This is a genomic window from uncultured Intestinibacter sp. (assembly GCF_902468165.1).
Classification (GTDB): domain Bacteria; phylum Bacillota; class Clostridia; order Peptostreptococcales; family Peptostreptococcaceae; genus Intestinibacter.
Genome location: NZ_CABQXJ010000086.1, coordinates 1 through 12,780, shown reverse-complemented (window position 1 = coordinate 12,780; position 12,780 = coordinate 1). Strand labels below are relative to the sequence as shown.

Below are 12,780 nucleotides of genomic sequence, written 5' to 3'. Positions count from 1 at the left end.
ATTATTATTTCAATTAATTAAAATAATAAACATATTATTTACAAAAAAGGAGAAAGTTTTATGAATTTACTTGGTCTAATAGTTGAATATAACCCATTTCATAATGGCCATCTATATCATTTAAATGAATCAAAAAAATTAACAAATGCTACACACACGATAGCCGTAATGAGCGGAAATTTTATGCAAAGAGGTACTCCGCACTTTTGGATAAATTTACTAGAGCGGAAATGGCAGTCAAAAATGGAGTTGATTTAGTTGTGGAATTACCAACTTTATATTCATGTCAAAGCGCGGAAATTTTTTCTCACGGTGGAATAACTTTACTAAATTCACTAAATTGTGTAAATTCTGTTTGTTTTGGTAGTGAAATCGGAAATATAGATATATTATATATAATTGCCAAAATCTTAATAGATGAACCACCTACATTTAAAAATAAACTAAAAAGTTATTTAGGAGATGGACTTCCATTCCCAAAAGCTAGAGCATCTGCTTTATTTGATTATATAAGCGAAAATAAATTATACGATACTTCAAAAGAAACTTTGCTAGAAATATTAAATTCACCTAATAATATTTTGGGAATCGAGTACATAAAAAGCATATTAAAATTAAATAGCAATATTAAACCATACACTATAAATAGAGTTAATTCTGGATACAATAGTTTAAATATAAATAACTCAATTTGTTCGGCTTCAGCTATTAGAAATGCCTTAAAAACAGATAGTTTAGAAACTATAAACTACACTATGCCAAAACCAACTTATGATTTAATAAACGATACTGTTAATTCCGGTGTAAACCTTGTATATAACGATGATTTTTATCAAATTCTTTCATCGATAATTTTAAGAGATAAAGATAATCTAACAGATTATTTTGAAGTTAATGAAGGTATAGAAAATAAAATTTATAACTCTATCTTTAAATGCCAAAATATTGAAGAATTGCAAAACGAAATAAAATCAAAAAGATATACTATGACAAAAATTTCTAGAACATTAAACAATATAATGTTAGGCATAAAAAGAGATGATATTCTAAAAACTAAAGATTTAAAAGAAATGCCTTATGTCAGAGTTTTAGCATTTAATGATAAAGGCTGTGAAATTCTAAAAGAGATAAAGAAAAACTCTGAAATAGAAGTTATTACAAAGTTTTCAAAAATAAAACATATAGATTCAGACATATTTAACACTTTAATAAACTACGATATTAAAGCTACTAATATGTATAGTTTAATATATAACAAGTCCTTATTAAAAGGGCCTATGGATTATATAACTTCACCAAAATATATAAAATAATATAAAAATTCGCTTCGCTCATGGCGCCAACGAATCGGAGATTCCGTTGCTTAAAATTTTAAAAAAGCCCGACAGATAATCTGCCAGGCTTTTTATATAAATAATCTAAATTTATTTTATAAATCTTTTACTACTTTATTGTATAAATATTTTAAGAATATAGCACTTACTGTAACTGCAGCTATCTCTGCTATTGGGAATGATAACCATACTAAGTCTACATTTCCTAATTTTGATAGTAAGAATGCAACTGGTAATAAGAACATTAATTGTCTTACGAATGAAACTAACATACTTAATATACCATTTCCTAATGCTTGGAATGTTGAAGATGCTATTATAGAGAACCCTGCAAATACAAAGCTGACACTTATTATTCTAAGTGCTGGTATACCTATAGATAACATTTGTTCAGATGCGTTAAACATCTTTAATAATGGTCCAGGTATTGCTTGTATTATAACAAGTCCTATTAACATTATACCTACAGCATAACAAATACTTAATTTAATAGTTTTTACTAATCTTTCTTTGTTTCTAGCTCCTAAGTTGAACGATACTATTGGAACCATACCGTTGTTTAGACCGAATATTGGCATGAATACGAAACTTTGTAATTTATAATAAGCTCCGAATACTGCAACTGCTGTTGATGAGAATGTCATAAGGATTAAGTTCATTCCATAACTCATAACAGAACCTATTGCTACCATTAATACTGAAGGAATACCTACATATAATATTCTTCCTAAATATTCTTTTTCTAGTCTGAATCCTTTTAAATGTAAATGTATTTCTTTATTTTTCTTAAGGTTAAGTATTACTGCAAATGTACCTGCAACTATTTGACCTATAACTGTTGCTATAGCAGCACCTGCTATACCTAATTTAGGCATACCGAATAAACCAAATATTAAAATTGGGTCTAATATAATATTTATTATTGCCCCAGTTAATTGTGTTGTCATTGATAAAAGTGTTTTACCAGTTGATTGTAATAATCTTTCAAATGCAACTTGAGTAAATATACCAAATGAACATATACATACTATTCTTAAGTAAGTTGTTCCTGACTCAACTATATCACTTATATTTGTTTGAGTTTGCATAAATTTTTGTACTGCAAATAACCCTATACATAAGAATATTAAATAATTTATAAATTCTAAGAAAATACCGTGAAGAGCTGATTTATTAACGCCTTCTTGGTTATGTTGTCCTAAGTTTTTTGAAACGAATGCATTCATCCCAACCCCTATACCTGTTGCTAAACCTATCATAAGGTTTTGTACTGGGAATGCCATTGATACTGCTGTTAACGCATTTTCGCTAAGTTGTGCAACGAAAACACTATCAACTATATTGTATAATGCTTGAACAAGCATTGATACTACCATAGGTAACGCCATAGATAATAATAATTTGTCTACTGGCATAGTACCCATTTTATTCTCTCTTTGAACTGGTTGCTCTTGTCTAACCGCTGTTTGTTCCATAATATTCCCTCCTATTTTATTCTTTTTTTGTACTGTCTGAAATTCTTTCAAGAATGTTATATAAAAGTTTTATCTCTTCATCTGAAAAATCTTTTAATAATTCTTGTTTGTATTTCTTTAGATCAGCGTCTACTTCTTCATGCTTTTTCATACCTTCTTCTGTAAGAATTATTTTGTTAACTCTCTTATCAGTAGGAATACTTACTCTTTTTATGTACCCCTTCTTCTCTACGCAACTAATCATAGTTGAAACAGAAGACCTTCTAATATCAAACATCTTTTCTAAATCTCTTTGGAATAAATCTCCCTCACTACTTTTATCATGTATACATTTTAGAAAAAATGCCTGTATTCCTGTTAAATCATGCTTTAGTGCGACTTGATCTATTTTTCTTTTTATTTGGTTATCTACTTTGTGTAAAACACCAATTACCTCAATTCTATCCACCAAGAAATCACACCTCTCTTTTGTTAGCCAACTAATGTTAGTTACCTAATGTTAGCACTCTAACAATTCTAATCTTTTTTATTATAAATGTCAATTATCTTTCCTAAATTTTAATTATATAATTTTTACATTTTATCTAGTTCTTTTACATATTTCTGCACAAAAAAATCACCTAAAACTACTTATTTTTCAATAAATATTTTTAGGTGATTTTCTATTTTAGATCTTATAATTCCAATGTGAAGTCCTTTACTTCGTTATGTGGTTTGATAACGACAAATTTCTTTTCATCCCAAGGCCCAGTAAGTAACTTTTCTATATAATCAATCGGATATTCTAGTATTTTTAATTTTAGATTTAATGTCTCTGAGATTTCTCTACAAAGCGGCATTATTTCGCTTAAATCATAACATTTTGTATCGATTATCCCCAGTGTTTTATAGTGATTTAGCATCATATCAAATACCTCTTTGCCTGTTTCTTCTCCATATTTCTCAATAGTATATTGATACTCTACCCAAAGGTTTCTCTCACCTTCAATCCAACCCTTAGTCAAGAAGTACATACCATTTTTTCCACCATATTTTCGTCTTTCATCCACAGATCCAAGCATCAAACTTATGCAATCATCTACCTTTGGCATTATTAATTCAAGGTTGTTGCTTTTAATCCCTAATAGTGCATTTCCACATAATCCAAATGTCATAATAACCCTGTCAAAATCTTGTAACTTATCCAATTCTTCTTGGACTGTTTTATGTAATTTTTCAGGATAATTATGTAGCCCTGACTCTACCCAATATATAGGATAGTCGATATTATTATCCTTACATGCTTTTTCAATCTCATGTTTTAAAGTTTTACATGCTAATATTGCTATCTTCAAAATAACCCCTCCTAATAAAATAACTTTAATTTACCCCAATTTCTATAATAATTTTATCTTAAATACATTATTTTAATATATATTTTTCTACACTTAAAGTTGCTTGAAAGTTGTCCATTTATGGATATAATCCATTAAATATAAACTTATTTGCAATTTAATATATTTTCTATTAATTTTGAATCTACTTCATTTATCATTTTTACTGGCTCTGGCTTTTCATTTATATCACCAACTGCAATTCCCATCCAGTTAACTCCATACCAACTATCAAATTTATATCCTGTATTTTTGAATATACCTATAAATTCAAATCCTAATTTTTCATGGAATTTTAAACTTTTCTCATTAGCAGAAGTAATACAAGCGTATATATTTCTTACGTTTTGTAATTTTACAATCTCTATAAGTTTATTATATAGTAATTTTCCTACTCCTAAGCTTTTATAATTCATATCTAGGTATATTGATAACTCAACATCCCATTGATAAGCAGCCCTTTCACCATATCTATGTGCATATGCATATCCAACTATTTTATCTTTATATTCACAAACTATATATGGATATCCTTCTAAAGTTTCTTTTATTCTATTTTTAAACTCTTCAACAGAAGGCACCTCATATTCAAAAGTAATCGCTGTATCAGTAACATAAGGTCTATAAATACTTAATAATTCTTCTGCATCCGATACATCTGCCATTCTAAATGTTATATCTTTTAATATATCATCTCTATTTTTCATTGTATCTCTCCTCTAAAATCTTAATTGTCTAATAATTTTAATATATCATATTCTGAAATATAAAAAAGGATTTATCGCCAATTTAGCTTTAAATCCTTTTTTATATTAATTATATAATTCCTAATCTAATTCGTGTAAAAATAGTCCACATCTTACTTTTGGTTCAAACCAAGTTGATTTTGCAGGCATTATTTTATTTGCATCTGCAACTGCTATAAGCTCATCAAGCCCAGTTGGATACATTGCAAATGCTACTTCCATATCGCTATTTGCTCTTTTTTCGAGTTCATCAATACCTCTAATTCCTCCCACAAAATCTATTCTCTTATCTCTTCTAGGATCTTTTATTCCTAAAATTTCGTCTAAGATATTATCTTGTAAGATTGATATATCTAAAGATTTAACTTCATCATCTACCTTTGTATATTTATCTCCAAATTCAATTTTGTACCAATCTCCATCTAAAAACATACCTACATCGCCTTTTTTATTCGGTTTATATTGTTTTTTATCTGGTATTTTTTCGATATTAAATTTTTGTGCTATTTTATCTATAAATTCTTGTTTTGTATTTCCATTTAAGTCTTTTACTACTCTATTATAGTCTAAAACTTCTAAATTATCTTGGGGAGCTATCATAGCGATATAGTAATTAAACTCTTCATCACCTGTATAATTTGGATTTTGCTCTCTCTTTTCTTTGGCGATATTTACTGCAGCTGCAGCTCTATGGTGACCATCAGCTATATATAAATACGGTACTTTATCAAATTCATCAACTATATATTTTAAATCATTTTGTCTATAAATTTTCCAAACTGTATGACGTACTTCATCATCACTAATAAAATCGTATATTGGAATTTCATTTTTAACGTAGAAGTTTATGATTTCGTCTACTTTTTTTCTGTTTTTATAAGTAAGAAGAATTGTACCAGTATTTGCATTGCAGTATTTTATATGGTTTGTTCTGTCTAATTCTTTGTCAGGTTTTGTATACTCGTGAATTTTAATAATTCCATTGATGTAGTCATCAACAGACACACATGCAACAATGCCTGTTTGTGCTCTGCCATCCATAATCTCTCTATAGATATATATACATTCTTGCTTTTCTTTAATTAGTATGTTTTTTTCTCTAAATTTATTTAGATTTTCTCTAGCTTTAAGATAAACTTTTTCATCATGTTCATCAATTTCATCATCTAAGTCTATTTCAGCTCTGTCTACATGGATAAAAGAATATTTATTTTTATTACCCATTTCTTTAGCTTCTTCTCTATTCATAACGTCATATGGTAATTCTGCCACCATATCAACATAATTATTTGCTGGTCTAATTGCCCTAAAAGATTTTACTATTGCCATTTATCTTTCCCCCTGAAATCTATAATGCTATCTTTTCATCATCTTGAAAATATTCAACTAACAATTCTACTATTTCTTTGCTTATTCTATCTTGAGCTTCAACTGTTGATGCTCCTATATGAGGAGTTGGAGATACCATTGGGTGATTAACTAATTCTAGGTTTACATTAGGTTCATTTTCATAAACATCCATAGCTACAGCTTCTATTTTACCTTCGTCTAATGCATCTATTAAGTCGCGTTCACATACTAGAGCACCCCTAGCATTATTTATAAAGTATACGCCTTTTTTCATTAAATCGAATTCTTTTTTAGTTATTAAGTAACCTTTTTCTGGGTCATAAGGTATGTGTATTGTCAAGAAGTCTGTGTTTTTTAATACTTCTTCAAAGCTACAGAATTTGTATTTTTGACATCCTTCCATCTTTCCTAATATATCGTAGTATATTACTTTCATACCTAATGCTGTTGCTAATCTTGCAACTTCTTTACCTATTCTACCTAAACCTATTATTCCTAATGTTTTACCAAAGATTTCTGTTCCTATATATTGTTTTTTATTCCACTCACCGTCTCTCATAGTTACATTAGCTATATTTACAAATCTAGCTATTGTTATGATTTGACCAATTGTAAGTTCTGCTACTGATCTAGTGCTTGCACATGGTGTATTCATAACTTTTATTCCCTTTTGAGTTGCATATTTGACATCTATATTGTCAAGACCTACACCACTTCTGATTATTAATTTAAGTCTTGCGTTTCCTTCTAAGGCTTTATCTATTATTTCTTTAGTGATTTTATTTTTTGAACGAATAACTAAAGCATCAACATCTTGACACATTAATCCAAGTTCTTCACCATCATAATATTCATCTATTACATCAAATCCTAATTCCTTTAAGTTTTCTATTTGCTCTTTATTCATTCCATCAGCTACTAATATTCTACACATTTTCTATACCTCCAAAATCCTTTTCCACTTTATCATTAACACCCTGGTAAGTTATGGTTTCTTATTTTCTAAAAACTTACTACTTCGGGGCAAAATCCTAATATCTCATCAATATTTTTCAATAAATCTCTTATATCTTCTTGAGTATAATCTCCCATGTGTGAAATTCTAAATGTCTTGTCTTTTAGGTCACCGTATCCATTTGCAATTAAATATCCGCGTTTTTGTAATTCTTCATTTAATTCAGATACATCTATATTTTGGGTATTTTTTACTACTGTTAAAGTATTTGATAAATGATTTTTATCTGTAAAGATTTCGAAGTGTTCCTCAGCCCAATTTCTAACGATTTTAGCCATGTCTTCATGTCTTTTAAATCTGTTTTCTAGGCCTTCTTTTAAGATTTTTTCTAATTGATAATTTAAAGCGAACATGTGTGAAAGGGATGGAGTTGAAGGGTATTGATAATTTTTCTTTTTGATATACTCATACATAGATAGTAAATCAAAATATACTCCTCGGTTTGGTACTTTTTCTGCTCTTTTTTTAGCTTTTTCAGAAAATGTGCAAAGTGACATACCAGGTGGTAAGCCAATTGCTTTTTGAACTGATGTTATGCAAATATCTATTCCAATTTCATCGACGGGGATTTTTATTCCTCCCGCTGAACTAACTGTATCTACGCAGTAGACTATATCGTCATAATTTTTTAGGATTTGACCAATATCTTCAATTGGATTTCTTATGCCTGTAGAAGTCTCATTATGAGTTACAGTTATTAAATCGTATTTGCCAGTTGCAAGTACCTTATCGATCATTTCTGGTTCTATTGCCTGCCCTAATTCAACTTTAAATAAATCTGTTGGAACACCATTAGCTATACCCATTTTGTGCCATCTATCTCCGAATGAACCACAGGAGAATACTGCTGCTCTTTTTGATGTGCAACATCGAATGGATCCTTCCATTAAGCCAGTTCCGGAGGATGTTGATAATAATATTTCATTATCAGTGTAAAATAATTTTTTAGCTTTTTCTGTTATACTTTTTTGAAGTTCTGATGCTTCTTTGCTTCTATGACTTATAACTGGTGTAGCCATTTGTTCTAATACATCTTCACTAACGTCTATAGGTCCTGGTATAAATAATTTTTTACTCATAATAAGCCTCCTTTCTTAAATAGTTTAATTTTTTATTATCAAAATAATAATTACTTTGTTTAATAATTATAGTATGATTATTTCCTTAATTTGTCAATATTTTTGAGTATTTGATACATATAAATTTTTTTATATTTTATATATATTTTTTTATATATCATCAAAATATATATAATCACACAGATTTAATTAAACATTTATATTGATTTTTTTCTAATATTTTATAATTTGTAAATTATAATCCAATTTTTATTTTTATAAATATTATAGATAATCTTTTCGTAATGTTTATAATTATATCCATTTTATTTTAAAGTATTCTTATATATACATTTTTTATTAATTATTTTCTAGTTCTTTATATAAATCTTTTATGATACTCAATCCTTTTCTAAGCTCATCCTCATCTTTTGGAGAGCATATAGCAATTCTTATAGCGTACTTATTATATTAATTCACATCAAATTCAAACTTTTTAGCTACAGTTTTAACTATCTTAAAATAAAACTAGATCACTAAATAGAGACTTCTATTAATAAATTTAACTGCATTAGGTTATAATTATAAGTATGGTTAATTTTGTAAAAAGAAAGGGAGATAAACATGAAATATAAAGTATTAAAAAAACAAAACAGCTCTAAAAGTTGTCTTGTTTGTGGTGTGAAAAATGATTTAGGTCTAAAGGCTCGTTTCTATCAATTAGAAAATGGTGAATTGGCATCTATTTTCAATTCTAAGGAATTTCACCAAAGCTATCCTGGAAGAGTTCATGGTGGAATATCTGCAGCAATTTTAGATGAAACTATCGGTCGTGCCATAAGCGTTAGTGACGAAACAGTTTGGGGTGTTACAGGAAGTTTGGAACTAAGATATAAAAAGCCAGTCCCAATCGACTGCGATATAATAACAGTTGCTAGAGTAACTAGAGATACAAGAAAATTATTTGAAGGTGAAGGTGAAATAATCCTTCCTAATGGGGAGATTGCAGTTACTGCAAAAGCAAAATACGTAAAAATGCCGATTGGTCAAATTGCTGATGAATGTGATATGGCTGAGGAATGGATTCCTATCCCAGATGATGAACCTGTAGAATATATCGAAATTCCAGGAAAATAAAAATCTTAACTTTTAATTTAATATATTATGCAAACTAACAACGTATCTGAAATAGTATCATTTCGAGATGCGTTTTTTCATATTATATAAAGGAGGTTTCTAAAACAACGTAGAATTAAGTAACATATTAAAAACTCTATGTTGATAATATTTTTATATACAAAGGTGTGTGATATATTGGATTTTGAAAAAAGAAAATTTGAAGTTATGGATTCACTACGAGATGCCGACCTTCTAGAGTCTTTTGATATACTTGAAGATGATCACCAAGCACTACTTTTAAGAACTTATCAAAAAATTGACGAAACACAAGCTCACTGCATAATCTCTATTATCATGTCTAGTGATAGTGCCTACAGTTTAATCTACTACGTTTTCGCTAAACTCGCAGACTTTAGCAAACAATCTACTATAATAGAATTTCTAAATAAACTAAATAACGATAGCATTCTTATGAAATATTATATTGATGAACAAAATCATATAGTTGGGGCAATAAATTATATTGGAATTGATACAAATTTTAATAGTTCTGAATTTATAAATTTGATGGAGATAGGCTTTAGCGAAATTATTGATGCATATAATAAAATCAAAAATTTAATTTAGGGGGAATAAAAATGGACTTTGATACTAAAAAATTGAAAGTTATGGGTGCAATGAGGGATGCCGATATTTTAGAATCATTTGATATTTTACAAGATGATAATGATGCCCTATGTCTACAATCTGCACAACAAATTGATGATTCTGGTGCAGTCTGTGTAATATCTGTAATATTACTTCCAAACCGAGCCTACAGCCTAGTGTACTACTATATAGCAAAACTCAATAATCCCTCAAAAAAAAATCTTGTTTTAAATATTTTAAATAGTTTAAATGAAAGTAGTTTATTGGTGAGATATTACCTAGATGAAGACGATAAGATATATGGCTGTGTAAATTATATTGGTGTTGAAAGAACATTTAGCAGTACTGAGTTTATACATATATTAAAAGTTGGCTATCGAGATGTCTTAGAATCTTATAGCACAATTATAAATTCTATTTAGTATAATAATAAAAAAACTGGATTATAAAAATCCAGTTTTTTATTTATTCATAAATCTTATTTATTATCTTCATCTAAATCTGCTTTTTTATCTATTTTTATATCAATCTTCTTTTCAAGAGTTAACCCTTCGTCAACTGTTTGAAACTCACTTCCTTCAAGTACAACTTCATTTTGATCTGAAGTATTATCTGAGTCTGTGTTTTCTTCTATTTTATCAGAAGGCTTTTCTCCATTTAAGATTTCCATAAATTCCTCACCTGTTATTGTTTCTCTTTCAAGTAAGTATTTAGATATTTCGTGTAGTTTTTCTTCATTTTCTTTAAGTATATTCATAGCTTTTTTGTGAGCTGATTTTATTATACTTAAAACTTCTTGGTCTATTTTAGTTGAAGTTTCTGGTGAACAAGTAAGCGATGCGTCTCCTCCTAGATATTGATTTGTCACTGTTTCAAGTGCCATCATATCAAAGTCTTCACTCATACCATATCTTGTTACCATTGCTCTAGCCATTTTTGTTGCTTGTTCTATATCGTTTGATGCACCTGTTGTGAATGAGCCGAATATTAACTCTTCTGCTGCACGTCCTCCTGTAAAAGTAGCAATTTTATTAAATGCTTCTTGTTTTGTCATTAGGACTTTTTCACCTTCATCAACTTGCATTGTATATCCAAGTGCCCCAGAAGTACGAGGTATTATTGTTATCTTGTGTACTGGTGCAGATTCTGTTTGTTTTGCTGCAACAAGCGCATGTCCAACTTCATGGTATGCAATTATTGATTTTTCTCTTTGAGATATAACTGCACCTTTTCTTTGATAACCAGCTATTACAACTTCTACACTTTCTTCTAAGTCTTCTTGTAAAACTTGATGTCTACCCATCTTAACTGCTCTTAATGCACCTTCGTTTATTATGTTAGCAAGTTCAGCACCACTAGCTCCTGCTGTTGCTCTAGCAATTGCATTGTAGTCTATGTCTTTAGCCATATTAACACCATGTGCATGTACTTTAAGTATTGATTCACGACCAGCTAAGTCTGGAAGTTCTACAGGAATACGTCTATCAAAACGACCTGGTCTAAGTAATGCTTTATCTAGTGAATCTGGTCTATTTGTAGCCGCTAATATAACAACACCTTTTTTACCATCAAAACCATCCATCTCAGTAAGAAGTTGGTTAAGTGTTTGTTCTCTTTCGTCGTTTCCTCCTGGCATACCAGTATCACGTTTTTTACCTATTGTGTCTATCTCATCTATAAATACTATACATGGAGCTTTTTCGTTGGCTTGTTTGAATAAGTCCCTAACTTTCGCAGCACCCATACCGACAAACATCTCAACAAATTCAGATCCTGATATTGAGAAGAATGGAACTTTTGCCTCACCTGCTACTGCTTTCGCAAGTAATGTTTTACCTGTTCCTGGAGGTCCTACAAGTAGTGCTCCCTTAGGCATTACTGCCCCGATTTCTTCGTATTTTTTAGGATTGTGAAGGAAGTCTACTATTTCAGTAAGAGCTTCTTTTGCCTCATCTTGTCCTGCTACATCATCAAAAGTCTTTCCTGTTTGAGCTTCAACATATACTTTGGCATTACTCTTACCAAATTGCATTGCATTTGCTCCTCCACCAAGTCTCTTCGCCATAGATTTCATAAGCCAGTTTCCTATAAATAAGAAAATTGCAAGTGGCAATATCCAGCTCACTATAAAGTTTACTATCCATGAATTTTCATCTGTGACTTGTTTTGTAAACTTAACGTTGTGGTCTTGTAAAGTTTTTACTAAATCTGGATTTTCAACATATCCTGTATAGTATGATTTTTTATTTTTCTTTTCATTTTCCCCACTCTTTTTTAAAGTGTATACTATTTGTGTATCACTCATCTCTACTTGGTCTACTTTATCTGATTCAACCTGAGTTAAAAATGTACTATAATCCACTTCTTCATATATTCGAGAATTTATGCTTGGTAAAAATAAGCTATTCAACATTACAACAAGCAATAATATTAAAAAGAAGTTAAAATAATTAAAATGTTTTGGTTTGTTTTTTTCTTCTTTCATATTAGCACCTTTCCTATGTATTAATTTATTTTACATAAATATTTGGTTCTCAAAATACCTATTAAAATTCATTATATATTATTATTGATAAAAAAACATTATATATTACATAAGATTTTTTATAATTTTCAAATTTTAACTCAAACTTATTTTAAACACCCTTTCAATGTTATGAAA

11 protein-coding genes and 1 pseudogene are annotated in these 12,780 nt (G+C 29.2%); 4 read left to right on the top strand and 8 right to left on the bottom strand.

Annotation, left to right across the window (positions count from 1 at the left end; all coding sequences use genetic code 11):
* The first annotated feature begins 60 nt into the window (after nucleotides 1-60).
* Nucleotides 61-1,313: pseudogene (locus RDX53_RS12500) on the top strand (nucleotidyltransferase).
* A gap of 116 nt (nucleotides 1,314-1,429) precedes the next feature.
* Here RDX53_RS12500 and RDX53_RS12495 read toward each other — a convergent pair.
* The 7 genes from RDX53_RS12495 to RDX53_RS12465 all read right to left on the bottom strand — a co-directional run bounded on the left by RDX53_RS12495 (nucleotide 1,430) and on the right by RDX53_RS12465 (nucleotide 8,372).
* The gene (locus tag RDX53_RS12495) at nucleotides 1,430-2,809 is read right to left on the bottom strand and encodes an MATE family efflux transporter (protein ID WP_307994264.1); all 1,380 of its coding nucleotides are present in this window, start codon (nucleotides 2,807-2,809) and stop codon (nucleotides 1,430-1,432) included.
* A gap of 16 nt (nucleotides 2,810-2,825) precedes the next feature.
* A complete protein-coding gene (locus RDX53_RS12490; RefSeq protein WP_195931041.1) occupies nucleotides 2,826-3,257 on the bottom strand; it encodes a MarR family winged helix-turn-helix transcriptional regulator in 432 nt (143 codons plus the stop codon).
* 226 nt (nucleotides 3,258-3,483) lie between these two features.
* Nucleotides 3,484-4,143 (bottom strand): DUF1638 domain-containing protein, encoded by a 660-nt coding sequence (locus tag RDX53_RS12485; RefSeq protein ID WP_295675849.1) that lies wholly within the window; start codon nucleotides 4,141-4,143, stop codon nucleotides 3,484-3,486.
* Nucleotides 4,144-4,289: 146 nt separating this feature from the next.
* The gene (locus RDX53_RS12480) at nucleotides 4,290-4,889 is read right to left on the bottom strand and encodes a GNAT family N-acetyltransferase (RefSeq protein WP_295777150.1); all 600 of its coding nucleotides are present in this window, start codon (nucleotides 4,887-4,889) and stop codon (nucleotides 4,290-4,292) included.
* A 120-nt stretch (nucleotides 4,890-5,009) separates the two neighbouring features.
* Complete coding sequence (locus RDX53_RS12475; RefSeq protein WP_307994263.1) at nucleotides 5,010-6,257, bottom strand: DUF1015 family protein; 1,248 nt, start codon at nucleotides 6,255-6,257, stop codon at nucleotides 5,010-5,012.
* Between the two features lie 19 nt (nucleotides 6,258-6,276).
* Nucleotides 6,277-7,212, bottom strand: coding sequence for a D-2-hydroxyacid dehydrogenase (locus RDX53_RS12470; protein WP_307994262.1), 936 nt, complete (start codon nucleotides 7,210-7,212; stop codon nucleotides 6,277-6,279).
* Nucleotides 7,213-7,280: 68 nt separating this feature from the next.
* Nucleotides 7,281-8,372, bottom strand: coding sequence for an alanine--glyoxylate aminotransferase family protein (locus RDX53_RS12465; RefSeq protein ID WP_195931037.1), 1,092 nt, complete (start codon nucleotides 8,370-8,372; stop codon nucleotides 7,281-7,283).
* A gap of 603 nt (nucleotides 8,373-8,975) precedes the next feature.
* Between RDX53_RS12465 and RDX53_RS12460 the strand changes: the two genes are divergently transcribed.
* The 3 genes from RDX53_RS12460 (at nucleotide 8,976) to RDX53_RS12450 (ending at nucleotide 10,540) form a co-directional block, all read left to right on the top strand.
* On the top strand, nucleotides 8,976-9,488 hold the full coding sequence (locus tag RDX53_RS12460) for a PaaI family thioesterase (protein ID WP_307994261.1): 513 nt from the start codon (nucleotides 8,976-8,978) through the stop codon (nucleotides 9,486-9,488).
* A 177-nt stretch (nucleotides 9,489-9,665) separates the two neighbouring features.
* Entirely contained in the window at nucleotides 9,666-10,097 is a 432-nt protein-coding gene (locus RDX53_RS12455; RefSeq protein WP_295571779.1) for a YbjN domain-containing protein, read from the top strand.
* An 11-nt stretch (nucleotides 10,098-10,108) separates the two neighbouring features.
* Nucleotides 10,109-10,540 carry a YbjN domain-containing protein gene (locus RDX53_RS12450; RefSeq protein ID WP_195931752.1) on the top strand — a complete coding sequence of 144 codons (432 nt, stop codon included), beginning with the start codon at nucleotides 10,109-10,111 and terminating at the stop codon, nucleotides 10,538-10,540.
* A gap of 56 nt (nucleotides 10,541-10,596) precedes the next feature.
* Here the strand turns inward: RDX53_RS12450 and ftsH are convergent, their stop codons facing one another.
* Nucleotides 10,597-12,603: an ATP-dependent zinc metalloprotease FtsH gene (gene ftsH / locus RDX53_RS12445; protein ID WP_195931753.1), complete on the bottom strand. Its 2,007-nt coding sequence runs from the start codon at nucleotides 12,601-12,603 to the stop codon at nucleotides 10,597-10,599.
* Nucleotides 12,604-12,780 lie beyond the last annotated feature (177 nt).